The 21674-nt window shown below is 69.9% G+C and carries 24 protein-coding genes; 7 read left to right on the forward strand and 17 right to left on the reverse strand.

The genetic code is table 11. The annotated features are described in order from the left end of the window. Positions 1 to 42: 42 nt before the first annotated feature. The 7 genes from HIR79_RS17650 to radC form a co-directional block, all read right to left on the reverse strand. A complete protein-coding gene (locus HIR79_RS17650) occupies positions 43 to 1068 on the reverse strand; it encodes a tryptophan--tRNA ligase (RefSeq protein WP_169959347.1) in 1026 nt (341 codons plus the stop codon). Between the two features lie 71 nt (positions 1069 to 1139). Continuing rightward, on the reverse strand, positions 1140 to 1574 hold the full coding sequence (locus HIR79_RS17655; protein ID WP_169959348.1) for an acyl-CoA thioesterase: 435 nt from the start codon (positions 1572 to 1574) through the stop codon (positions 1140 to 1142). Between the two features lie 75 nt (positions 1575 to 1649). Next, positions 1650 to 2843, reverse strand: a complete 1194-nt coding sequence (locus HIR79_RS17660) for a class I SAM-dependent rRNA methyltransferase (protein ID WP_110068952.1) — start codon at positions 2841 to 2843, stop codon at positions 1650 to 1652. Between the two features lie 16 nt (positions 2844 to 2859). After that, positions 2860 to 3705, reverse strand: a complete 846-nt coding sequence (gene mutM / locus HIR79_RS17665) for a bifunctional DNA-formamidopyrimidine glycosylase/DNA-(apurinic or apyrimidinic site) lyase (protein ID WP_169959349.1) — start codon at positions 3703 to 3705, stop codon at positions 2860 to 2862. 136 nt (positions 3706 to 3841) lie between these two features. Then, positions 3842 to 3997 (reverse strand): 50S ribosomal protein L33, encoded by a 156-nt coding sequence (gene rpmG / locus HIR79_RS17670; protein ID WP_086509014.1) that lies wholly within the window; start codon positions 3995 to 3997, stop codon positions 3842 to 3844. Positions 3998 to 4038: 41 nt separating this feature from the next. Next, complete coding sequence (gene rpmB / locus HIR79_RS17675; RefSeq protein WP_110068955.1) at positions 4039 to 4275, reverse strand: 50S ribosomal protein L28; 237 nt, start codon at positions 4273 to 4275, stop codon at positions 4039 to 4041. Between the two features lie 328 nt (positions 4276 to 4603). Beyond that, positions 4604 to 5278: a RadC family protein gene (gene radC / locus HIR79_RS17680; RefSeq protein WP_169959350.1), complete on the reverse strand. Its 675-nt coding sequence runs from the start codon at positions 5276 to 5278 to the stop codon at positions 4604 to 4606. 136 nt (positions 5279 to 5414) lie between these two features. Here radC and coaBC point away from each other — a divergent pair, with 136 nt between their 5' ends. From coaBC to slmA, 5 genes are all read left to right on the forward strand, one after another. Then, the gene (gene coaBC / locus HIR79_RS17685; protein ID WP_169959351.1) at positions 5415 to 6689 is read left to right on the forward strand and encodes a bifunctional phosphopantothenoylcysteine decarboxylase/phosphopantothenate--cysteine ligase CoaBC; all 1275 of its coding nucleotides are present in this window, start codon (positions 5415 to 5417) and stop codon (positions 6687 to 6689) included. A gap of 28 nt (positions 6690 to 6717) precedes the next feature. Further along, complete coding sequence (dut, locus tag HIR79_RS17690; protein WP_119022422.1) at positions 6718 to 7194, forward strand: dUTP diphosphatase; 477 nt, start codon at positions 6718 to 6720, stop codon at positions 7192 to 7194. A 37-nt stretch (positions 7195 to 7231) separates the two neighbouring features. Further along, positions 7232 to 8626 carry a phosphomannomutase/phosphoglucomutase gene (locus HIR79_RS17695; RefSeq protein ID WP_169959352.1) on the forward strand — a complete coding sequence of 465 codons (1395 nt, stop codon included), beginning with the start codon at positions 7232 to 7234 and terminating at the stop codon, positions 8624 to 8626. 88 nt (positions 8627 to 8714) lie between these two features. Further along, positions 8715 to 9623: an acetylglutamate kinase gene (gene argB / locus HIR79_RS17700; RefSeq protein ID WP_169959353.1), complete on the forward strand. Its 909-nt coding sequence runs from the start codon at positions 8715 to 8717 to the stop codon at positions 9621 to 9623. 88 nt (positions 9624 to 9711) lie between these two features. Next, positions 9712 to 10323 carry a nucleoid occlusion factor SlmA gene (gene slmA / locus HIR79_RS17705; RefSeq protein WP_169959354.1) on the forward strand — a complete coding sequence of 204 codons (612 nt, stop codon included), beginning with the start codon at positions 9712 to 9714 and terminating at the stop codon, positions 10321 to 10323. Positions 10324 to 10590: 267 nt separating this feature from the next. Here slmA and rpoH read toward each other — a convergent pair whose 3' ends face one another. The 4 genes from rpoH to ftsY all read right to left on the reverse strand — a co-directional run bounded on the left by rpoH (position 10591) and on the right by ftsY (position 14673). Then, entirely contained in the window at positions 10591 to 11457 is an 867-nt protein-coding gene (rpoH, locus tag HIR79_RS17710; protein WP_169959355.1) for an RNA polymerase sigma factor RpoH, read from the reverse strand. Positions 11458 to 11627: 170 nt separating this feature from the next. Then, complete coding sequence (gene ftsX, locus HIR79_RS17715) at positions 11628 to 12605, reverse strand: permease-like cell division protein FtsX (protein WP_169959356.1); 978 nt, start codon at positions 12603 to 12605, stop codon at positions 11628 to 11630. After that, positions 12602 to 13270 carry a cell division ATP-binding protein FtsE gene (gene ftsE, locus HIR79_RS17720; protein WP_119022428.1) on the reverse strand — a complete coding sequence of 223 codons (669 nt, stop codon included), beginning with the start codon at positions 13268 to 13270 and terminating at the stop codon, positions 12602 to 12604. The genes ftsX and ftsE overlap by 4 nt, the downstream gene beginning before the upstream one ends. Then, complete coding sequence (gene ftsY / locus HIR79_RS17725) at positions 13267 to 14673, reverse strand: signal recognition particle-docking protein FtsY (protein ID WP_169959357.1); 1407 nt, start codon at positions 14671 to 14673, stop codon at positions 13267 to 13269. The genes ftsE and ftsY overlap by 4 nt, the downstream gene beginning before the upstream one ends. 90 nt (positions 14674 to 14763) lie before the next feature. Between ftsY and rsmD the strand changes: the two genes are divergently transcribed. Beyond that, entirely contained in the window at positions 14764 to 15447 is a 684-nt protein-coding gene (rsmD, locus tag HIR79_RS17730) for a 16S rRNA (guanine(966)-N(2))-methyltransferase RsmD (protein WP_169959358.1), read from the forward strand. A 157-nt stretch (positions 15448 to 15604) separates the two neighbouring features. Next, entirely contained in the window at positions 15605 to 15805 is a 201-nt protein-coding gene (locus tag HIR79_RS17735) for a cell division protein ZapB (protein ID WP_110068967.1), read from the forward strand. 6 nt (positions 15806 to 15811) lie between these two features. Here HIR79_RS17735 and HIR79_RS17740 read toward each other — a convergent pair whose 3' ends face one another. The 6 genes from HIR79_RS17740 to lysS all read right to left on the reverse strand — a co-directional run bounded on the left by HIR79_RS17740 (position 15812) and on the right by lysS (position 21673). After that, complete coding sequence (locus HIR79_RS17740; RefSeq protein ID WP_249322202.1) at positions 15812 to 16378, reverse strand: GNAT family N-acetyltransferase; 567 nt, start codon at positions 16376 to 16378, stop codon at positions 15812 to 15814. Continuing rightward, entirely contained in the window at positions 16368 to 17174 is an 807-nt protein-coding gene (locus HIR79_RS17745) for a hypothetical protein (RefSeq protein WP_169959359.1), read from the reverse strand. The genes HIR79_RS17740 and HIR79_RS17745 overlap by 11 nt, the downstream gene beginning before the upstream one ends. Then, positions 17171 to 17482, reverse strand: a complete 312-nt coding sequence (locus tag HIR79_RS17750) for a BolA family protein (RefSeq protein ID WP_169959360.1) — start codon at positions 17480 to 17482, stop codon at positions 17171 to 17173. The genes HIR79_RS17745 and HIR79_RS17750 overlap by 4 nt, the downstream gene beginning before the upstream one ends. 331 nt (positions 17483 to 17813) lie before the next feature. Further along, positions 17814 to 19220, reverse strand: a complete 1407-nt coding sequence (locus HIR79_RS17755; protein WP_169959361.1) for an MFS transporter — start codon at positions 19218 to 19220, stop codon at positions 17814 to 17816. Positions 19221 to 19294: 74 nt separating this feature from the next. Continuing rightward, positions 19295 to 19681 carry a hypothetical protein gene (locus HIR79_RS17760; RefSeq protein ID WP_169959362.1) on the reverse strand — a complete coding sequence of 129 codons (387 nt, stop codon included), beginning with the start codon at positions 19679 to 19681 and terminating at the stop codon, positions 19295 to 19297. Between the two features lie 450 nt (positions 19682 to 20131). Continuing rightward, a complete protein-coding gene (gene lysS, locus HIR79_RS17765; RefSeq protein WP_169959363.1) occupies positions 20132 to 21673 on the reverse strand; it encodes a lysine--tRNA ligase in 1542 nt (513 codons plus the stop codon). Position 21674 lies beyond the last annotated feature (1 nt).

Raw genomic sequence — 21674 nt, forward strand, 5'->3', positions numbered from 1 at the left:
AAAGGGGCCAGAAGGCCCCTTTCACGACAGCCGGGTTGGCGATCAGACGAAGCGACCCAGACCCACCGCCTGGCGCAGGCGATCCATGAAGGGGGCCGCCTCGGCCCGAGCGCGTTCGGCGCCCTTGTGCAGCACCGCCTCGATGTGGCCGGGGTCCTCCAGCAGTGCCTGGTAGCGCTCGCGGGGCTCGCGCAGCTGCTCGTTGAGGGTCTCGAAGAGACGGTTCTTGGCCTCGCCCCAGCCGATGCCGTTCTCGTACTCGGCACGCATGGCGGCGGTCGCCTCCGGAGTGGAGAAGGCCGAGTAGATCTGGAACAGGGTGCAGGTGTCGGGGTCCTTGGGCTCGCCGGGCTCCAGGGAGTTAGTCTTGATCTTGCGCACCAGCTTGAGCAGCTTCTTCTCGGGCGTGAACAGCGGGATGGTGTTGTTGTAGCTCTTGGACATCTTGCGCCCGTCCAGGCCATTGAGCACCGCCACGTTGTCGTCGACCACCGCCTCGGGCTGGGCGAAGTAGTCGCCCTTGTAGAGGTGGTTGAAGCGCCCGGCGATATCGCGGGCCATCTCGATGTGCTGGATCTGGTCGCGGCCCACCGGCACCTTGTTGGCGTTGAACATCAGGATGTCGGCGGCCATCAGCACGGGGTAGCCGAACAGCCCCATGGTGATGCCCTTGTCGGGGTCCTGGTTGCCGGCGGACTCGTTCTCCGCCACCGCGGCCTTGTAGGCGTGGGCGCGGTTCATCAGCCCCTTGGCGCAGACGCAGGAGAGCATCCAGGTGAGCTCGGGGATCTCGGGAATATCGGATTGCTGATAGAAGATGGCATTGTCGGTATCCAGCCCCAGCGCCAGCCAGGTGGCGGCGATCTCAAGGCGCGACTCCTGCACCCGGCGCGGCTCCTGGCACTTGATCAGCGCATGCAGGTCGGCCAGAAAATAGTAGGACTGCACGTTCGGGTCCTGGCTCGCCTCGATGGCGGGCTTGATGGCCCCGACGTAGTTGCCCAGGTGGGGCGTACCGGTGGTGGTGATGCCGGTGAGAACGCGGGTCTTCGCGGAAGCTGCACTCATGGGGAAAGCGGACTCTGCTGTTCGGAAATGCCCGCTATGGTAACGCGGGCTCCCCCACAAGGCGACCGGGGTCACTCGGCGACGGCGGCCTTGCCGTAGATTCGCCGGTACTCCTCGGGCAGGCGCCGCGGGCGGCCGCTGGAGAGTTCGATGCAGGCGAAGCGGGTGCGGGCCCGCAGCAGGGTGCGGCCATCGGCGGGGCGAATCAGCTGGAAGCGGCGGGTCAGGGTGAGGCGGCTGTCATCGGCGATGATCCAGGTGGCCAGGGCCAGGCGGTCACCCTCGAAGGCCGGCGCCAGGTAGTCCAGCTCATGGCGATGCACCGCCATGCCGCGATCCAGCTCGCGGTAGCGCGCCAGGGTCAGCCCCAGGGAGTCGGAGTGGGCCCAGCTCACCTGCTCGATCCAGCGCAGGTACTCGGCGTTGTTGACGTGGTCGTACTCGTCGATGGCCGAGGGCTCGACGACGAGCTCGATGAAAAAGGGCTCGGGAAGATCCCACTCCATGGCACGCTCCTCGCAGATCCATCGGGGGGCGCTGCGCCCCCGCCGCTCCAGCGGGCGTCGAAGACGCCTTCTTCGTCAGTCCCGGAAGACCCGCACGCCCAGGGCCTTGAGGTAGCTGGTCTCCGGAATCGCCGGGTGCACCGGGTGGTCCGGCCCCTGGTGGCCCTGGAAGAGGATCTGGCCGTGGCGGTCCTGGTGGCGCACGGCGCCGCGCACCACGTCCACCAGCCGCTCCGGCGCCAGGTGCATGGAGCACGACGCCGACAGCAGCAGCCCATCGCGGCCCAGCAGGCGCATCGCCTCGCGGTTGAGCTTGCCGTAGGCATGCTCACCGACGGGGATGTCCTTGCGCTTCTTGATGAAGGCCGGCGGGTCGAGGATCACCACGTCGAACTCCTCGCCCTCGGCCTTGAGCGCCGCCAGCACCTCGAAGGCATCGCCCTCGCCCACCGCCACCTGCTCGTGCAGGCCGTTGAGGACGGCGTTCTCGGCCACCCGCTCGAGCGCTGCGGCGGAAGAATCGACGCAGAGTACCTCGCGGGCGCCGTGGGCGGCGGCCTGCACGCCCCAGCCGCCCACGTAGCTGAACAGGTCCAGCACCCGCTTGCCGGCCACGTACTGGTTGAGCCAGGCGCGGTTGACGCGGTGGTCATAGAACCAGCCGGTCTTCTGGCCGTCGAGCACCGGAGCGGCGAAGCGCACGCCGTTCTCTTCCAGCAGCACGGGATCACCCACCTCGCCCTTGACCACCTCCACGCCGAGCTCGAGGCCCTCCTGACGGCGGCCGCTGGTGTCGTTGCGCAGCACCACCGTGGTCGGCGCGAGCACCTTGTCCAGGGCGTCGAGCAGCTCGGGCAGCACCGCCTGCATGCCGGCGGTGTTGAGCTGCACCACCAGGGTGTCGGCGAAGCGGTCGATCACCAGACCCGGCAGCAGGTCCCCCTCGCCGTGCACCAGGCGGTAATAGGGCGCGGCGAAGAGGCGCTGGCGCAGGGCCAGGGCCTGGTTGAGGCGATGCACCAGCAGCGAGCGGTCGAGCCCCTGCTTGGGGTCCCGGGAGACCAGCCGCGCGCAGATCAGCGAGTTCGGATTGACATAGGCCACGCCCAGCGCCTTGCCGTTGGCGGCCTCCACCACCACCTGCTGGCCGGGCGCAAGGCCCTTGAGCGGGGTGGCCCCGGTGTCGATCTCGTTGGAGTAGAGCCACAGGTGGCCGGCCTTGAGGCGGCGGTCGGCGTGCTTGTTGAGGCGCAGGGAGGACAGGGTCATGGGAATCTCTCGAGAATCAGGACTGGCAGTGGGGACAGTAGACGCTGGCCCGCTGCCCTAGGGTGACGAGGCGCAGTTCGGCGCCGCACTGCCGGCAGGGCTGGCCGTGGCGGCCGTAGACGTTGAGGCGCTGCTTGAAGTAGCCCGGCTCGCCGGTGCCACTGACGAAGTCGCGCAGGGTGGTGCCGCCCTGGGTGATGGCGGCGGCCAGCACCTCCCGGGCGGCGGCGGCCAGGCGGTCGTAGCGCTCGCGGCTGATGCGACCGGCGGCGCGGCGCGGGTCGATGCCGGCCATGAACAGCGCCTCGCTGGCGTAGATGTTGCCCACCCCCACCACCACGGCGTTGTCCATCAGGAAGGGCTTCACCGCCACCCGGCGCCCGCGGGAGAGCGCGAAGAGCCGCGCGCCGTCGAAGGCCTCCGACAGGGGCTCCGGCCCCAGGCGGGCCAGACGCGGGTCCTGCTCGGGGGTGCCGGCGAGCCAGTCGACGAAGCCGAAGCGGCGCGGGTCGTGGTAGCGCAGCAGGGCGCCATCCTCGAGCACCAGGTCGACGTGGTCGTGCTTCCTGGGCAGCTCGCCGACCCGAGTGATACGCAGGCTGCCGGACATGCCCAGGTGCCACAGCAGGGTGCCGCCGGCCAGATTACCGCCCACTGAGTCGCCCCCGGCCAGCGGCACCAGCAGGTACTTGGCGCGCCGGGCCAGCGTCCCGATGCGCGCCCCCACCAGGCGCTCGGCCAGGTCGGCGGGCACCGGCACCCTCAGCCGCGGCTGGCGCACGATGACCTCGGTGATCTCGCGCCCCTCCACGTGGGGGGCGATGCCGCAGCGGGTCGTCTCGACTTCGGGCAGTTCGGGCATGATGTATCGCTCGGCTCGGCCGCCTGGGGGCCTCCACAAGGGGGGCTCTGCCAAGAGCCCTACAAACGCCTGAACCCGGCCAGTGGAGCCGGGTTCAGGGGGACAGGCAAGAACACCTGCGGAAGACGACCAAGGCTTACTTGATCTTGGCTTCCTTGTACATCACGTGCTTGCGGACAACCGGGTCAAACTTCTTGAACTCGAGCTTGTCCGGGGTGTTCCGCTTGTTCTTGTCGGTGGTGTAGAAGTGGCCGGTACCGGCACTGGACACCAGCTTGATCTTGTCACGCATGACTGCTGCTCCCTGAATGGATATCGCTTAGACGGGGTCGCCTAGACGGCTTCGCCGCGCTTGCGGATGTCGCTGAGCACCGCGTCGATGCCCTTCTTGTCGATCACACGCATGCCCTTGGAGGAGACGCGCAGCTTGACGAAGCGGTTCTCGGACTCCACCCAGAAGCGATGGGTGTGCAGGTTCGGCAGGAACCGACGACGGGTCTTGCGCTGGGAGTGTGAAACGTTGTTACCAGTCACCGGGCGCTTGCCGGTAACCTGACATACTTTTGACATTGGAGCCTCCAACCGCTGGGCCAGGTGTTCGGCGCCTGATGCGCGAACCCTGAGTGTTCAAAACCTGTCGGGCAAACCGGGAGATCCCGTGAAATTTGACCCAAGGGAATTCAAAGGCTGCACTTTATACCAGAGACCGCCACGCCGGGCAAGCGCGCAGCGCAGATCCAGCAGGGCATAAGGTGGCGCCGCAACGGGGCGTGGCGCACGTGGCCAACCGATGGCGGAGAGCATGCTTGCGACCCTGAATCCCGGACGTCAGATCGACGTCAAACCCAGGAACCGAGCGCAGCCGGGCGCGCAGTTTATCAAAGCGCCTGATAAAGCGCTAGAGCCACCCCCGCTCGGCAAAGGAGACCACCTCGCCATCCCCCACCACGAAGTGGTCCAGCACGCGGATCTCGAAGAGCCCCAGCGCCTCGCGCAGCCGATCGGTGATGCGCCGGTCGGCATCACTGGGCTCGGCCACCCCGGACGGGTGGTTGTGGGCGAAGATGATCGCCCCGGCCCCCAGCTCCAGGGCACGACGGGCCACCTCCCGGGGGTAGACCGAGGCGCTGTCCAGGGTGCCGCGGAACAGCGACTCGTAGCGGATCACCCGGTGCTGGCTGTCGAGGAAGAGCGCGGCAAACTCCTCGTGCCCCAGGTGGCGCAACTGCGCGGCGAGGTAGGAGCGCACCAGGGTGGGCGAGGTCAGCGCCTCGCCCCGGGCCAGCTGGCTGGCCAGGTGGCGCCGGGAGAGCTCCAGCGTGGCCTGCAGCTGCACGTACTTGGCGCTGCCCATGCCCCGGGCGGCGCAGAAGCGCTCGCGGTCCGCCTCCAGCAGCGGGCGCAGCCCGCCGAACTCCAGCAGCAGGTCGCGGGCCAGGTCCACCGCCGAACGGCCGGGCAGCCCCACTCGCAGAAAGATCGCCAGCAGCTCAGCGTCCGACAGCGCCTCCGACCCCAGCGCCAGCAGCTTCTCCCGGGGGCGCTCCCCCTCCGGCCAGTTCCTGATCGACATTGCCGCCTCCCTGCCCTGTCTTGTCCTGTCCTCTTGAGCTCAGTGTAGCCGCTCTTCCTGTGAGGTCGGCTCGTCTACGCAAGGTGGGGCGCCGGTGGTAAGGTAGGCGGCTGATATCACCGCCGGGAATTCGTCCATGCCATCGCCCTCCCGCCGCGTACTGCTCGGCATCAGCGCCGGCATCGCCGCCTACAAGAGCGCCGTGCTCGCCCGCCTGCTCAAGCAGGCCGGCTGCGAGGTGCGCGTCGTCATGACCGAGGGCGCCCAGGCCTTCATTACCCCGCTCACCCTGCAGGCGCTGACCGGCGAGCCGGTACGCACCTCGCTGCTCGACCCGGAAGCCGAAGCCGGCATGGGCCACATCGAGCTGGCCCGCTGGGCCGACACCATCCTGATCGCCCCCGCCACCGCCGACCTGATGGCACGGCTGACCGCCGGCATGGCCGACGACCTGCTGACCACCCTGTGCCTGGCCAGCGAAGCCGAGAAGGTGATGGCCCCGGCCATGAACCAGGCGATGTGGCGCCACCCGGCGACGGCGCGCAACGCCGCCCGGCTCGTGGAGGACGGCTGGCGCCTTTTGGGGCCTGCGAGCGGCGACCAGGCCTGCGGCGACGTGGGGCCCGGGCGCATGCTGGAGCCCGAAGCGATTCTCGCGGCGCTGCTGGACGCGGGCCAGGTGTCGAACACCGGCGACGCCCCGGCCGCGGGCATGGCCGTGACCATCACCGCCGGCCCCACCCGGGAGCCGCTGGACCCGGTGCGCTACCTCTCCAACCACAGCTCCGGCAAGATGGGCTACGCCCTGGCCGAGGCGGCCGCCGCCCTGGGCGCCCGGGTCACCCTGATAAGCGGCCCGGTCAGCCTGCCCTGCCCTGCGGGCGTGGCGCGGGTCGAGGTGGAGACGGCGCTCGAGATGCACGAGGCCGCGATGCGGCTGGCCGCGCAGAGCGATCTGTTCATCGGCTGCGCCGCGGTGGCCGACTACCGCGCCGAGCAGGCCGCCGAGCACAAGATCAAGAAGGTCGAGGGCGAGGAGGGGCTGACCCTGCGGCTGGTCAAGAACCCCGATATCATCGCCAGCGTGGCCGCCCTGCCGGAGGCCCGGCGCCCCTTCGTGGTGGGCTTCGCCGCCGAGACCCGTGACCTCGCGGCTTATGCCCGGGACAAGCTTACCCGCAAGAGGCTGGACATGATCGTGGCCAACGACGTCTCCCGCGAGGGGCTCGGCTTCGGCGCCGACGACAACGCCGCCCTGGTGCTGTGGCGGGAGGCGGCCCGGCAGGAGAAGGCGTCGCCGGAAGGCGACGCTCTCGCCGAGGAAGAGCTCGCACCCCAGACCAAGTCACGGCTCGCCATGGCGGTGATGCACCGCGCCCTCGCCTGCCTGCAGGCGCGCCGGCACCCCTGAATCCGACCCACGACCCTGGAATCTCCCGATGTCCGACACCCCCCGACCCGCCGCTCGGCCCCGCCTGGCCGTGAAGCTCCTCGACGAGCGCCTGCGCGACTATCTGCCCGGCTACGCCACCGACGGCTCCGCCGGCATGGACCTGCGCGCCCTGCTCGAGGCGCCCCTGACGCTGGCCCCCGGCCAGTGCGAGCTGGTGCGCACCGGGCTCGCCATCCATATCGCCGACCCCGGCCTCGCCGGCCTGATCCTGCCCCGCTCGGGGCTGGGCCACAAGCACGGCATCGTGCTCGGCAACCTGGTCGGCCTGATCGACTCCGACTACCAGGGCGAGCTGATGATTTCGGTGTGGAACCGCGGCCAGGCCCCCTTCACCCTCGAGCCCTTCGAGCGACTGGCACAGTATGTGCTTGTTCCCGTGGTGCAGGCCGAGCTCGAGCTGGTCGACGACTTCGACGCCAGCCGCCGCGGCGCCGGCGGCTTCGGCAGCTCGGGCCGCCACTGACATCCGCCCCGACGCGACCCACAGGACAAGGACACCCATGACAGACGAGACCCAGACCGTTCCCGCCTCCATCTTCCGCGCCTACGACATCCGCGGCATCGTCGATGACACCCTGACCGAGCCGACCGTCGAGGCAATCGGCCGCGCCATCGGCAGCGAGGCCGCCGCCCGCGGCGAGTCCACCGTGGTGGTGGCCCGCGACGGCCGCCTCTCCGGCCCGCGCCTCCAGGCGGCCCTGACCCGCGGCCTGAACGCCGCCGGCCGCGACGTCATCGACATCGGCATGGTGCCCACCCCGGTGCTCTACTTCGCCACCCACGTGCTGGACGGCACCGCCTCCGGCGTCATGGTCACCGGCAGCCACAACCCGCCGGACTACAACGGCTTCAAGATCGTGCTGGCCGGCGAGACCCTCTCCGGCGACGCCATCACCGCCCTGCATACGCGCATCACCACGGGCGACCTGACCGAGGGCACGGGCAGCGTGCGCGAGGTCGACGTGCGCAATGCCTACCTGGCGAGAATCCTCTCCGACGTGCGCCTGGCGCGCCCGCTCAAGGCGGTGGTGGACTGCGGCAACGGCGTGGCCGGCGAGCTCGGCCCGCAGCTGATCGAGAAGCTCGGCGCCGAGACGCTGCCGCTGTTTGCCGAGATCGACGGCACCTTCCCGAACCATCACCCGGACCCGGGCAAGCCCGAGAACCTGGTGGACCTGATCCGCGCGGTGAAGGAGAGCGGCGCCGACATCGGCCTGGCCTTCGACGGCGACGGCGACCGCCTCGGCGTGATCACCCCCTCAGGCCGGCTGATCTACCCCGACCACCTGATGATGGCCTTCGCCGAGGACATGCTCGAGCGCAACCCGGGCGCCAAGGTGATCTTCGACGTCAAGTGCACCGGCAACCTGGCCCGGGTGATCGATGAGGCCGGCGGCGAGCCCGAGATGTGGCGCACCGGCCACTCGCTGATCAAGGCGCGCATGAAGGAGACCGGCGCCCTGCTGGCCGGCGAGATGAGCGGCCACATCTTCTTCAAGGAGCGCTGGTACGGCTTCGACGACGGCCTCTATGGCGCCGCCCGCCTGCTGGAGATCCTCTCCCGCCAGGACCTCGACGCCGACGCCTTCTTCAACCGCTACCCCCAGGACATCGGCACCCCGGAGATCAACATCACCGTCACCGACGAGACCAAGTTCGACCTGGTGGCCCGCCTGGCCCGCGAGGGGGACTTCGGCGAGGAGGGGGTGAAGACCACCCTGGACGGCATCCGCGTCGACTACCCGGACGGCTGGGGCCTGTGCCGCGCCTCCAACACCACGCCGGTGCTGGTACTGCGCTTCGAGGGCAAGAGCGAGACGGCGCTCGAGCGCATCAAGGCGCAGTTCGCCGCCGCCCTGGCCAGGGTCGCCCCCGAGCTGGACGTGGCGCTCTGAGCCGCCACCCCGCCCCGGGACAAAGCGCCGCCGCGCCCGCGGCGGCTCCGCCAAGATCAAGAGCACGAGCAAGAGAAGGGAACCCGCAATGACCGAACAGACCCGCGACCCGCGCCTGGTGGTGGAGGTGCTCTCCGAGGCGCTGCCCTATATCCAGCGCTTCACCGGCAAGACCGTGGTGGTGAAGTACGGCGGCAACGCCATGACCGAGGACACCCTGATCGACTCCTTCGCCCGCAACATGGTGCTGATGAAGGAGGTGGGCATCAACCCGGTGGTGGTTCACGGCGGCGGCCCGCAGATCGGCGACCTGCTCAGGAAGCTCAACATCGAGTCGCGCTTCGTCAACGGCATGCGGGTCACCGACGCCGAGACCATGGACGTGGTGGAGATGGTGCTGGGCGGCCTGGTCAACAAGGGCATCGTCAACCTGATCAACCAGTGCGGCGGCAAGGCGATCGGCCTCACCGGCAAGGACGGCAGCCAGATCCGCGCCCGCCAGCTCAAGGTGGAGCACCAGACCCCGGAGATGACCGTCCCCGAGATCATCGACATCGGCCACGTCGGCGAGGTGGAGCACATCTCCACCGACCTGATCGAGATGCTCGCCGAGCGCGACTTCATCCCGGTGATCGCCCCTATCGGCGTCGATGCCGAGGGCCACAGCTACAACATCAACGCCGACCTGGTGGCCGGCAAGGTGGCCGAGGCGCTGGGCGCCGAGAAGCTGATGCTGCTGACCAACGTGGCCGGCCTGATGAACGCCGAGGGCGAGGTGCTCACCGGGCTGACCACCGCCCAGGTCGACGAGCTGATCAGTGACGGCACCATCCACGGCGGCATGCTGCCCAAGATCCGCTGCGCCCTGGAGGCGGTGAAGGGCGGCGTGAAGAGTGCCCATATCATCGACGGCCGGGTGCCCCACGCCACCCTGCTGGAGATCTTCACCAACGCCGGGGTCGGCACCCTGATCACCGACACCGCCACGGACGCGTGACGCACCGACCGCGAGCCTGGCGTCTCGCTTTGCGAGATGCGGGGTCCGCGGCTAGCATGAGTCGACCATCAGAAAAGAAAAGAACACTATGACGCAGGCAACCCCCACGCCCAGCCGCCGCGAGCAGATCCTGCAGGCGCTGGCCCTGATGCTGGAGGAGGACAGCGGCAAGCGCATCACCGTGGCCGCCCTGGCGAAGCAGGTCGGCGTCTCCGAGGCCGCCCTCTACCGCCACTTCCCCAGCAAGGCGCGCATGTTCGAGGGGCTCATCGAGTTCATCGAGGAGACGCTCTTCGCGCGCATCACCCGCATCCTCGAGGAGAGCCCCGAGGCGCTGCCGCGCTGCGGGGCGCTGCTCACCCTGCTGCTGGCCTTCGCCGAGAAGAACCCCGGGCTCTCCCGGCTGCTCGACGGCGGCGTGCTCACCGGCGAGACCGCGCGCCTGCGCCTTCGCATCCACCAGCTCTTCGAGCGGCTCGAGACCCAGCTCAAGCAGGTGCTGCGCGAGGCGGAGCTGCGCGAGGGGCGCCGCCTCTGCCTGCCCGCCTCGGCGGCCGCCAACCTGCTGCTGGCCGCCGCCGAGGGGCGCATCAGCCAGTACGTGAGAAGCGACTTCAAGCGCCGCCCCACCGAGCACTGGGAGGCGCAGTGGGCGCTGCTCTCGGCCCAGCTGCTGCGCGAGAGCCCGCAGCCGGCGTAACCGGCCCCTCTCCCGTCAATGAATAACCCCCGCCGGACTCTCATCCGACGGGGGTTACTGTTAGGTTCTTCGCGAGGCTTGAGACGACTGGTGGGAGATCGGCTCCGCCGGGCGAATGGCGCCGCAGGCGCCCCGGCGGTGTTGCCGGCGTTGGCGCATGCCGCCAGGAGCCCTTCGGTCTCCATTCGCCGGGCGGAGCCCAGCTCCCACAAAACCCAGCTCCCACCTCCACTCGCCAGGCAAAGCCCAGTTCCCACAAAACCCCGCTCAGGCCGCCAGGGCGTCACCGATCTGCTGGCGGATCTTCTTCATGGCGTTCTTCTCGAGCTGGCGGATGCGCTCGGCGGAGACGCCGTAGACGTCGGCCAGTTCGTGCAGGGTGGCCTTCTCCTCGGCCAGCCAGCGGCGCTGCAGGATGTCCCGGGAGCGCTCGTCGAGGGCCTCCATGGCCTGCTGCAGGCGGCGGGTGGCATCGTCCTCCCAGTCGCTCTCCTCGAGCCGGACGGCCGGGTCGGCAGAGGCATCCTCGAGGTAGTGCACCGGCGCCTGCCAGCTGCTCTCCTCGTCCTCGCCCGGGGCGGCATCGAAGCCGGCATCGTGGGCGGAGAGGCGGCCCTCCATGTCGCGCACCACCTCGGGCTTGACGTCGAGGTCCTTGGCGATGGCGTCGACCTCGTCGCCGCTCAGCCAGGCCAGGCGCTTCTTGGCGCTGCGCAGGTTGAAGAACAGCTTGCGCTGGGCCTTGGTGGTGGCGATCTTCACGATGCGCCAGTTGCGCAGCACGAACTCGTGGATCTCCGCCTTGATCCAGTGCACCGCGAAGGAGACCAGGCGCACGCCCTGGTTGGGATCGAAGCGCTTGACCGCCTTCATCAGGCCGACGTTGCCCTCCTGGATCAGGTCCGCCTGGGGCAGGCCATAGCCCGAATAGCTGCGGGCGATATGCACGACGAAGCGCAGGTGCGACAGCACCAGGCGGCGGGCGGCCTCCAGGTCGCCTTCGTCATGCAGGCGGAAGGCCAGCTCGCTCTCCTCCTCGGCGGTCAGCAGCGGGATGCTGCGGATGGCCTGGAGGTAGCCGTTGAGGTCGTGCCCCGGGGAGAGATGGCCCACCGGAAGAAGACTGGTGCTCATGTGCAGGATGTCTCCTTGTCAGCCCAGAAATGCATTGGCGTTCAACTACAATAGACGCCGGAAACAGGGGAATGTTCCGTGAAACCGCGCCAGAGGCGTGGTTTCCAGGCGCCTGGCGGCCTGATCGCTGGCCTCGAGCCGCTAGCGCGGCTTCAGCGCTTTTCGTGCCCCTACCTCGGTTTCACTTCGGCAAGGTGACGGCTCACCGCGATCCAGGCGCCCATCCAGCCCAACAGTATACTACAGCCCACCAGGGTCGCGGAACCGGCGGCGCCCAGCCGCGGCAGGCTGAACGTGGCGCCGTAGCTGGCCGCCAGGGCCGAGACGGGGGCGGCCAGCCATTCGCTGCCGAGCGTCAAGAGCCCCCAGGCCAGCAGGCCGCCGCCGAGCCCGTACCAGGCCCCGCTGTAGAGGAAGGGCCGGCGCACGAAAGCGTGGGTGGCGCCGATCAGGGTCACCACCTCGATCTCCTTGCGGCGGTTCTCCACCGCCAGGCGGATGGTGTTGCCCACCACCAGCAGCACCCCGCCGCCGAACAGCACCGCCAGCGCCAGGGCGACGCGACGCCCCAGCTCGGCCAGGTGGCGCAGGCGCTCGATCCAGGCCAGGTCCAGGCGCACCTCCTCGACTCCCGTCATCGCCTCGAGCTCCCCGGCCAGGCCCCGCACCGCCGCAGGCGAAGGGTCCCGCGGGGTCACCACCACGCTTGCCGGCAGCGGATTCTCCTCCAGGCGCCCCAGGGCGTCGGCCAGCCCCAGCGCCTGCTGGAACTCCGCCATGCCCTCGGCCGCGGTGATCAGCCGAGTGCGGCCGACCCCTTCGTTGGCGGCCAGCGCCTCCTCGACCCGCTCGGCCTGGGCCTCGTCCACGTGGTGGGCCAGGTAGACGGTCAGGGTGGCGCTCTCGGTCAGTTCGGCGTCCAGCAGCCGGGCGCCGTCCAGGGTCAGCCACAGCGCCGCCGGCAGCACCAGGGCGATGGCGATGGCCAGCATGGTCACCAGGCTGCCGATGGGCGCCTTCAGCAGCCGCCAGGCGCTGTCCAGGGCCATGGCCCGATGGTGGCGCAGCCAGCCGCGCAGGCGGCTCGACGACCGGGTGCGGTGGGTACGCGCCCCGCGAGGCGGCGCCGGGGCGGGACGGCGGCTCATGCGGCCTCCTGGTCGGCCACCAGCCGACCGTCGCGCAGGCGCAGGATGCGGTGGCGCAGCCGGGCGATCAGCGCCAGGTCGTGGCTGGCGATCATCACCGTGGTGCCGATGCGGTTGAAGTCCTCGAAGAGCCCCATGATGTCGGCGGAGAGCTGGGGGTCGAGGTTGCCGGTGGGCTCGTCGGCCAGCAGCAGGGCCGGCTTGTTGACCACCGCCCGGGCGATGCCCACCCGCTGCTGCTCGCCGCCGGAGAGCTCGATGGGCAGGGCCTTCTCGCGATGCAGCAGCCCCACCTTGTCCAGCGCCGCCCGCACCCGCCGCGCCGCCTCTCGAGGCTCCACGCCCTGGATCTCCAGGGGCAGCGCCACGTTGTGGAAGATCGAGCGGTCGTGGAGCAGCTGGTGGTCCTGGAAGACCACGCCGATCTGGCGCCGGTAGAAGGGCACCTGGCTGGCGTGGAGCCGGTCGATGTCATGGCCCGCCACCAGGATGCGACCCCGGGAGGGGCGCTCCAGGCGCATGATCAGCCGCAGCAGGGAGCTCTTGCCGGCCCCGGAGTGGCCGGTCAGGAACACCATCTCGCCGCGGCGCACGCGGAAATCGAGGTTGGCGAGCGCCTCGAAGCGCCCGCCGTAACGCTTGCCCACGTGCTCGAAGACGATCATTGCGCGGCGTCGTTCCCGTCCCGGTCGAACAGGGCGTCGACGAATTCGCCGGCCGCGAAGGGCCGCAGGTCGTCCAGCGACTCGCCGACGCCGATGAAGCGGATGGGGGTGCCGAGCTGCTTGGCCAGGGCGAAGATGATGCCGCCCTTGGCGGTGCCGTCGAGCTTGGTCAGGGTCACCCCGGTGATGGGCACCGCCTCGTTGAAGGTGCTGGCCTGGGAGAGGGCGTTCTGGCCGGTGCCGGCGTCGAGCACCAGCATCACCTCGTGGGGGGCGGTGGCGTCCACCTTGCCCATCACCCGATGCACCTTCTTGAGCTCCTCCATCAGGTGGGCCTTGTTGTGCAGGCGACCGGCGGTGTCGGCGATCAGCACGTCGACGCCGCGCGCCTTGGCGGCAGCCACGGCGTCGAAGATCACCGAAGCGCTGTCGGCCCCGGTGTGCTGGGCGATCACCGGCACCTTGTTGCGCTCGCCCCACACCTTGAGCTGCTCCACCGCGGCGGCGCGGAAGGTGTCGCCGGCGGCCAGCATCACGCTGCGGCCCTCGCGCTGGAAGCGCTGAGTGAGCTTGCCGATGGTGGTGGTCTTGCCGACGCCATTGACCCCCACCACCAGGATCACGAAGGGCCCTTCGCCCTTGGGCGGCAGGGTCAGCGGCTGGCTGACCGGCTCCAGCATGGCGGCCAGCTCCTCCTGCAGGGCGCGGTAGAGCGCCTCGCTGTCCTGGAGCTCCTTGCGGGAGACCCGCGCGGTGAGGCGGTCGATGATCTCGGTGGTGGCCTCGATGCCCACATCCGCCAGCAGCAGCTGGGTCTCGAGGTCCTCCATCAGGTCGTCGTCGATCTGCTTCTTGCCAAGGAACAGATCCGCCAGGCCGTCGGTGAGGTTGGCGCGGGTCTTGCCGAGGCCCGCCTTGATGCGTGCGAACCAGCCCTTCTTCTCGCCGGCCTGGGGCTTCTCCTGCAGCACAGCGCGCGCGGGCTCGGGCTCGGGCTCGGGCTCGGGCTCGGGCTCGGGCTCGGGCTCGGGCTCGACAGCAGGCTGCGCGATGGCCGCCTCGGGCTCAACGGCCGGGGCCTCGGCGGCGGTTTCCACCGGCTCGGCCGGCTCGACCTTCTCGACGGCTGGCTCGGGGACCGGCTCGGGCTCCTGTTCGGGCTCCGGCGCAGGCTCCGGCTCGGCCTCGGGGCGAGGCTCAGGTGCCTCCTCGACAGGCGCTTCCTCGACAGGCGCTTCCTCGGCGGCGGGCTCCCCCAGCTCGACGCTCTCGGGCTCGGCGCGGACCTCGCTCTCTTCCGCGCCCTCCTCGGTCGCCTCGGCGACCGGTTCCAGGCGCTCCTGCTCTTCGCGGGTCGCCTCGTGCTCCTGCTGCTTCTTCTTGCGCTTGAAAAAACCGAACATGGACAGAATCAGCCTTGCGAATAATCGAATCGCCACATCCTACCACCGCCCACCATGACTGTGGATAAGCCCCCGGGTACAATCCCCGCCATGACACGACGCCCATCACGCCCCCGCCGCTCCGGCAGGCCCACCGGCGGCCAGCCAGGCGGCAAGAGCGCCGGCCGCCGGGACGCCGGCCGCCGGAGCGCCGGCCGCCGGAGCGCCGGCCGCCTGAGGATCATCGGCGGCGACTACCGCCGCCGGCTGCTGCCGGTGCTCGACAGCCCCGGCCTGCGCCCCACCCCGGACCGGGTCCGCGAGACCCTCTTCAACTGGCTCGCCGCCGCCCTGCCCGGCGCCCGGGTGCTGGACCTCTTCGCCGGCACCGGGGCGCTGGGCCTGGAGGCGCTCTCCCGCGGCGCCAACGACGCCACCTTCGTGGAGCGCGACGCCCGGGTGGCCGGGCAGCTCGGCGAGAATCTGGCGACCCTGGGCGCCGTGGAGCGAGGCCGGGTCATCACCGCCGACGCCACCGCCTTCCTGGCCGGGCCGCCGACGCCCTGCTCGCTGGTGTTTCTCGACCCGCCCTTTCGCCAGGGGCTCGCCGAGCCCTGTTGTGCGGCCCTGGAGGCGGGCTGGCTTGCGGAGGACGCCTTCATCTACCTGGAGTGCGAGGCGGACCTGACGCCGGCCGTACCGGCCACCTGGCGGCTGCACCGCGAGGTCCGCGCCGGCGACAGCCACGGGCGGCTCTATCGACGAGACTCGTCGCCGCAAGACGACGCTTGCTGAGTCCCGGGCGCGGCGTTACGCTGCTGCCCATTCATCCCGCCATCAAGCAACCTCGCCCCGCCCCGGGGCACCGGCTCGGCCTCGAGGACTGTTCAAGCAGGATCGGTCACAAGGACCGTTTCGAAGGGCCATCCCGGAAGGACATCAGGAGAACAGCATGAGCATCGAACTCTTCAACCGCCTCGAGCAGAAGGTCACCAGCGCCGTGGAGGCCCTGGAGCTGCTGAAGATGGAAGCCGAGGAGCTGCGCGAGGAAAACGCCCGCCTGAAGCAGGAGCGCGAGGAGTGGGAGCGCCGCCTGACCGGCGTGCTGGGCAAGCTCGACGAGATCGAGTCCAGCGAACCCCAGAGCGCCTGAGCGCCTTCAGCCGGCGCTGAGCGTTAGCGACATCAGCAGCGCATCCTCTCGCGCCGCATCCGCCGCCCCGGCCTGCCGGGGCGGCGTCGTTTCCGGGCCTGGAAGCGACGCAGGCTGCGCTGCAGGTCGCGGCGGGTAGTAGCCGCGACGCACGCCGTCGTCGGTGAACCCCGCGGCTCGATAGAGGGCGATGGCAGGCGCATTGCCCGCCCGCACCTCCAGCAGCAGCCGCTCGCTGCCCCAGTCACGGGCCTGGTCGACCACCACATTGAGCAGCTTTCGCGCGAGGCCCTGTCCGCGCCGGGCCTCGTCCACCAGGAGCGCCTGCAGCTCCGCCTCGAAGGGCAGCCGGACCACCGCCGCGTAGGCCGCAAGCTCATCTCCACCCGCCTGACCCTCGCCGACCATCAGGCCATACACGGCCGTCGCGGGGTCGGCCAGGGCCGCCGCCAGCTGGGTCTCGGAGCCCCCCATCGGCCAGCCGCCGGCCTCTTCGAGCGCCGCCACGGACGGAAGGTCCGCCTCCGTCAGGCGCACCAGCACCGGCTTTCTCGCGGGTGACCTAGTGCTCACCCGGCGCCGCCTCTGTCGATTCCCAGGCTCGCCCCCAGGCCAGCAGCTGCGGCAGCAGCGCCCGCTTGGCCTCGGCGCTCTCGGCCAGCTCCGCGAGCGCCGGCCCCTGCCAGGCGGGCAGCGCCAGCGGCGGACAGTGTCCACCCTCCAGCGCCAGCACCTCGCCGAGCGACGCCTCCTCGCCGAACAGCAGCAGGCGCTCGGGCGACCAGCCGCGCCGGCGCGCGCCGGCGACAAAGGCCTGCAGCCCCTCGCGGGCCTCCTCCAGGGGCTCGTGCACCGTCAGCCCCTCCTCCAGCGGCCAGCGGAAGGGCTGGAAGACCGGCAGCGGCGAGGCGATCCCGGCGGCGCGCAGCAGGTTGGCCAGCAGCTGAAGCTCGGCGCGACCGGGTGGCCGCTCGCCGGCCAGCAGCAGCAGCCAGCGCCCCTCCAGGCAGGCCGCCTGGAAGGCGAAACGCAGCGGCTCCCGGGGGGCGACCGGCTCGGCGGGCACGGCATCGACGGGGGCTGCCGCCTCCTCCGCCGGGGGCGGATCGAGCAGCGCCCGGGCCATGCCGGGGCGTGGCGGGCGAGCCGCCCGCGGCGGATCCGGCTCGGCCGGGCGCGCCGGGGCCGCCTCGCGGGCCTCGTCCAGCAGCGCGTGCAGGCGCTCCCCGGGGGCCTCGGCGGGGGGCGCCTCGGGCAGCTCCCACTCGCAGGCCGGGGTCGGGCGGGCGTTGGGCAGCGCATAGCGCGCCACCCAGTCCGTCAGCCCCATGGCCTCCAGGTACTGGAGCCGCTGCGGCTCGGTGGTCACGACTTGCTGCCACCCCGACAGTCGGGCGAGTCGGGCCGGCTCTGGCCGCTGGCCTGCCACTCGGCGGGAGTGTAGAGGTGCAGCGCCAGGGCGTGGACCGGGCCGGCCAGCTCATCGGCCAGCAGGGCATAGACCTGTTGGTGGCGCTTGACCGGCATCAGCCCCTCGAGACGCTCGGAGACGAGGGTGACCTTGAAGTGGGTCTCGGAATTGGCCGGCACATTGTGCCGATGGCTCTCGTTCTCCACCGCCAGAAAGGCGGGCGCGAGGGCCTGCAGCTTCTCTTCGATGGTGGCCTGAATGCTCATGGCGGCTCCCGGATTGATCGAGTAAAGGGCTCTTCGCAGACTGGCGAGAGATTCTAAGTTGCCGTTGCCTTTCAAGCATTCACGGAGCTTGAAGCTACTGGTGGGAGATCGGCTCTGCCGACGGTTCGACGCCTCGACGAATGGCGCCGCAGGCGCCCCGGCGGTGTTGCTGGAGTTGGAGCACGCCGCCAGGAGCCCTTCGGTCTCCATTCGCCGGGCAAAGCCCAGCTCCCACAGTAGCGGATCAGCCGCAACAAAGATTCACGCGAGTTGGCGGAGAGCAAAATTGGCCTTCCATTATACGCTCTCTATCGAGCGGTAACGATGCGGCTCACTCGCCCGAGGCGGCCTGCTTGGCGCTCCGCTGGGCGGCGCCGGCCAGCGGCACCCGGGCCAGGCTCGCGCCCAGCGCCAGCAGCGTGGCCAGGGCGCCGAGCCACAGGGTGGCCTGCAGCGGCATGCCGGTGGCCAGGAAGGCGCCCACCAGGGCCACCCCCAGGGACTGCCCCACGGTGCGCGAGGTGCTCATGATGCCGGAGGCGTTGGCGCTGCGCTCGCGGGGTACGGTGCTCATCAGCTCGCGGTTGTTGGGCGGCTGGAAGAGCCCGAAGCCGACCCCGCACAGCAGCATGCGCCACAGCACCTCGACCACCCCCGCCTCAGCGGGAAGCCGCGCCAGCAGCACGAGCCCTGCCAGCATCAGGGCGAGCCCGGCGCTCGAGAGCAGGCTGGGGTTCACGCGATCGGCCAGGCGGCCGGCGCGCGGGCCCACCAGCATGATGGCCAGCGGCCAGGGGGTGAATAGCCAGGCGGTCTCCAGGGGTGTGAAGCCCATCTCGCTCTGGAACAGGAAGGAGAGCGCCACGAAGGCGAGCCCCTGGCCCACGAAGGCGGTGCCCTGGGCCACCAGCGCCAGGCTGAAGCGCGGCTCATTGAAGATCGACAGCGGCATCAGCGGATGGCGGGCGCGCCGCTGGCGGCGCAGGAAGAGCAGCGCCGCCGCCACGCTCAGCGCCAGCCAGGCGGCCACCTGCGACGTCGGCATGCCGTGGCCGACGCCGTCCATGGCCAGGAAGAAGCCGCACAGCATGGCCACCGAGAGCAGCGCCCCGGCCAGGTCGAAGCCGCCGCGCCGACCCGCCTCCCGCGGCAGCGCCTTCCAGGCCAACACCACGGCCACCGCCCCCAGCGGCAGGTGCAGGGCAAACAACCAGGGCCAGTCCGCTACCGAGAGCAGCACGCCGCCGATGGCCGGCCCCGCCGCATAGCCGCCGGCCACCACCATGGCCGAGAGCCCCAGCGCCGAGCCCAGCAGGCGCGAGGGAAAGATGGAGCGATAGAGCGAGGGCCCGATGGAGAGGGTCGCCGCCGCCCCCAGCCCCTGCAGGGCGCGGAACAGCAGCAGCGTCTCCAGGCTGGTGGAGAGCGCACTACCCAGGGAGGCCAGGGTGAAGATGCCCACCCCGGCCACATAGATCCGCCGCCGGCTGACCAGCTCGCTGAGCGCGGCGAAGACCAGCAGGAAGGCGGCACAGCTGATCTGGAAGAGGTTGGTGACCCACACCGCCCGGGAGGCGGGCACCTCGAGCCCCACCGCGATGGAGGGCAGCGCGATGTTGATCATGGTGGTATCCACCACCGCCATCAGGGTGCCGAGGATCAGCGCCAGCACGGCCAGGCGCCGCTCGGGCCCCGGCAGGCCATCGTCGCCGGGGCGGTGGTCGAAGAGTCGGCTCATTCCATCTTCCATCGGGGGGTCATACGAAGAAACCGGCCGGAGCCGGTTTCATGCTGCCAGGTTTCAGGCAGGGCCTAGTCCTGGTCGACGTCCATCAGCAGCGAGTCGTCGACCTCGGAGATCTCGAGGGCCGCCTCGTCGTCGAGGTCGATGGCCAGGTAACTGTGCTCCACCTGCAGGAAGCGCTGGAACAGCGGCCAGTCGATGGTCTCGGGCCACTGGCGCTCGTCCTCCTCCCAGGCACGCAGCTCGGTCTCGAGGATCTCGTGGTAGCGCTCGCGCACGAAGCCCTCCAGGGCCTCCGGGGTGTCCATCTCGGGAATCAGATAGACCGTGCTTTCGCGCTCGACGTCGGCAAGGGCGATATCGTCATCCCCCATCGTCGGCTCAAGGGCATTGATCCAGTCCACGAAATGCTGGGTAGGGCGGACGCTCAGGGCAGAGCGGTTGAGCAGTTTCATGGTGGTCTCCTCGACGTCGAAACGATGACCATTATGGGCGCTGGCCGCGGGGTTTACCAATGCTTCCCGCCTCTTCCCGATGGCTGGCGTCATGGCCCCCTGGGGCCACGACGCCTGGGCGACTGGTAGGAGGCTTGGGGCGACTGGTGAGAGGCTTGGGCGACTGGTGGGAGATCGGCTCCGCTCGTAAGGCTTGAGACGACTGGTGGGAGATCGGCTCCGTTCGTAAGGCTTGAGACGACTGGTGGGAGATCGGCTCTGCCGGGCGAATGGCGCCGCAGGCGCCCCGGCGGTGTTGCTAGCGTTGGCGCATGCCGCCAGGAGCCCTTCGGTCTCCATTCGCCGGGCGGAGCCCAGCTCCCACAAAACCCCGGCGCCCTTCCCACAAAACCCGGCACCCTTCCCACAAAAAACCGGCGCCCCTCATGCCCGGCAACCGGCAGGCACTCCTTACTCCACCTCCGGCCTCATCGCGGGGAACAGCAGCACATCGCGGATCGAGGCGCTGTCGGTCAGCAGCATCACCAGGCGGTCGATGCCGATGCCCTCGCCCGCGGTGGGCGGCAGGCCGACCTCCAGGGCGCGCACATAGTCGGCATCAAAGTACATCGCCTCGTCGTCGCCGGCCTCCTTCTCCGCCACCTGCTCGCGGAAGCGCTCGGCCTGATCCTCGGCGTCGTTGAGCTCCGAGAAGCCGTTGGCGATCTCGCGCCCGCCCACGAAGAACTCGAAGCGCTCGGTCACGAAGGGGTTGGCGTCCTTGCGCCGTGCCAGCGGGCTCACCTCGGTGGGGTACTCGGTGATGAAGGTGGGCTGCTTGAGGCGGTGCTCCACGGTCTTCTCGAAGATCTCGATCTGGATCTTGCCCAGGCCCCAGCCATCCTTGACGTCGATATCCAGGCGCTCGGCGATCTGGCGCGCGGCGGACTCGTCGGCCAGCGCCTCGGCATGGATGTCCGGGTTGTACTCGAGGATCGCGTCGAACACGGTGATCCGCTTGAGCGGCTGGCCGAAATCGTACTCGTAGTGCTCGAGCACCTCGCCTTCGCTGTTGCGCACGGTGTTGACCACGGTGGTGGTGCCCAGCACCTCCTGGGTGATCGTGCGCAGCATCTCCTCGGTGAGGTCCATCAGGTCGTGGTAGTCCGCGTAGGCCTGGTAGAACTCGATCATGGTGAACTCGGGGTTGTGCCGAGTGGAGAGCCCTTCGTTGCGGAAGTTGCGGTTGATCTCGAAGACCTTCTCGAAGCCCCCCACCACCAGGCGCTTGAGATAGAGCTCAGGCGCGATGCGCAGGAACATGTCGATATCCAGCGCATTGTGGTGGGTCTTGAAGGGGCGCGCGGTGGCGCCGCCGGGGATCGCTTGCAGCATGGGGGTCTCGACCTCCATGTAGCCGCGCGCCTCGAAGAAGCGGCGCATGGTGCTGATCACCGCCGCGCGGGTCTCGAACACCTGGCGCGAATCCGGGTTCATGATCAGGTCCACGTAGCGCTGGCGGTAGCGCGCCTCGAGATCGGTGAGGCCGTGGAACTTGTCCGGCAGCGGGCGCAGGCTCTTGGTGAGCAGCTTCGCCTCCACCATCATCACGTAGAGGTCGCCCTTGCCGGACTTGTGCACCGGCCCGCGCGCCGCGACGATGTCGCCGATGTCCCAGCCCTTGATCTCCTCGAGGGTCTCCGCCGGCAGGCCCTTCTTGTCGACGTAGAGCTGGATCTGGCCGCTGACGTCCTGGATGACGACGAAGGGCCCGCGCTTGCGCATGATGCGCCCGGCCACGCCGGCCTGGCGCTCCAGCGCCTCCAGCTCTTCCTTCTCCTTGTCGCCCAGCTCAGCGATCAGCTCGGCGGCATGGCTGTCGCGGCGGAAGTCGTTGGGGAAGGCGCTCTCGCCGCGCTCGGCGGCACGCTCGCGGCGCGCGGCCAGCTTGGCACGGCGCTCGGCGATCAGTCGGTTCTCGTCCTGCTGCGGGGAGGGGCTCTCGTTGGCCATT

It is taken from the genome of Halomonas sp. PGE1, assembly GCF_013000985.1.
GTDB classification, from domain to species: Bacteria; Pseudomonadota; Gammaproteobacteria; order Pseudomonadales; family Halomonadaceae; genus Halomonas; species Halomonas alkalicola.

What these genes read in the sequence shown, in the direction of transcription:
- HIR79_RS17760 (WP_169959362.1), bottom strand. Translation starts at nt 19,681, where the DNA reads ATGAAACTGCTCAACCGCTCTGCCCTGAGCGTCCGCCCTACCCAGCAT.
- coaBC (WP_169959351.1), top strand. Translation starts at nt 5,415, where the DNA reads ATGCCATCGCCCTCCCGCCGCGTACTGCTCGGCATCAGCGCCGGCATC.
- radC (WP_169959350.1), bottom strand. Translation starts at nt 5,278, where the DNA reads ATGTCGATCAGGAACTGGCCGGAGGGGGAGCGCCCCCGGGAGAAGCTG.
- HIR79_RS17660 (WP_110068952.1), bottom strand. Translation starts at nt 2,843, where the DNA reads ATGACCCTGTCCTCCCTGCGCCTCAACAAGCACGCCGACCGCCGCCTC.
- HIR79_RS17750 (WP_169959360.1), bottom strand. Translation starts at nt 17,482, where the DNA reads ATGAGCATTCAGGCCACCATCGAAGAGAAGCTGCAGGCCCTCGCGCCC.
- ftsE (WP_119022428.1), bottom strand. Translation starts at nt 13,270, where the DNA reads ATGATCGTCTTCGAGCACGTGGGCAAGCGTTACGGCGGGCGCTTCGAG.
- mutM (WP_169959349.1), bottom strand. Translation starts at nt 3,705, where the DNA reads ATGCCCGAACTGCCCGAAGTCGAGACGACCCGCTGCGGCATCGCCCCC.
- dut (WP_119022422.1), top strand. Translation starts at nt 6,718, where the DNA reads ATGTCCGACACCCCCCGACCCGCCGCTCGGCCCCGCCTGGCCGTGAAG.
- rpmG (WP_086509014.1), bottom strand. Translation starts at nt 3,997, where the DNA reads ATGCGTGACAAGATCAAGCTGGTGTCCAGTGCCGGTACCGGCCACTTC.
- HIR79_RS17650 (WP_169959347.1), bottom strand. Translation starts at nt 1,068, where the DNA reads ATGAGTGCAGCTTCCGCGAAGACCCGCGTTCTCACCGGCATCACCACC.
- lysS (WP_169959363.1), bottom strand. Translation starts at nt 21,673, where the DNA reads ATGGCCAACGAGAGCCCCTCCCCGCAGCAGGACGAGAACCGACTGATC.
- rpoH (WP_169959355.1), bottom strand. Translation starts at nt 11,457, where the DNA reads ATGAGCACCAGTCTTCTTCCGGTGGGCCATCTCTCCCCGGGGCACGAC.
- rpmB (WP_110068955.1), bottom strand. Translation starts at nt 4,275, where the DNA reads ATGTCAAAAGTATGTCAGGTTACCGGCAAGCGCCCGGTGACTGGTAAC.
- rsmD (WP_169959358.1), top strand. Translation starts at nt 14,764, where the DNA reads ATGACACGACGCCCATCACGCCCCCGCCGCTCCGGCAGGCCCACCGGC.
- slmA (WP_169959354.1), top strand. Translation starts at nt 9,712, where the DNA reads ATGACGCAGGCAACCCCCACGCCCAGCCGCCGCGAGCAGATCCTGCAG.
- ftsX (WP_169959356.1), bottom strand. Translation starts at nt 12,605, where the DNA reads ATGAGCCGCCGTCCCGCCCCGGCGCCGCCTCGCGGGGCGCGTACCCAC.
- HIR79_RS17695 (WP_169959352.1), top strand. Translation starts at nt 7,232, where the DNA reads ATGACAGACGAGACCCAGACCGTTCCCGCCTCCATCTTCCGCGCCTAC.
- HIR79_RS17655 (WP_169959348.1), bottom strand. Translation starts at nt 1,574, where the DNA reads ATGGAGTGGGATCTTCCCGAGCCCTTTTTCATCGAGCTCGTCGTCGAG.
- HIR79_RS17755 (WP_169959361.1), bottom strand. Translation starts at nt 19,220, where the DNA reads ATGAGCCGACTCTTCGACCACCGCCCCGGCGACGATGGCCTGCCGGGG.
- HIR79_RS17735 (WP_110068967.1), top strand. Translation starts at nt 15,605, where the DNA reads ATGAGCATCGAACTCTTCAACCGCCTCGAGCAGAAGGTCACCAGCGCC.
- argB (WP_169959353.1), top strand. Translation starts at nt 8,715, where the DNA reads ATGACCGAACAGACCCGCGACCCGCGCCTGGTGGTGGAGGTGCTCTCC.
- ftsY (WP_169959357.1), bottom strand. Translation starts at nt 14,673, where the DNA reads ATGTTCGGTTTTTTCAAGCGCAAGAAGAAGCAGCAGGAGCACGAGGCG.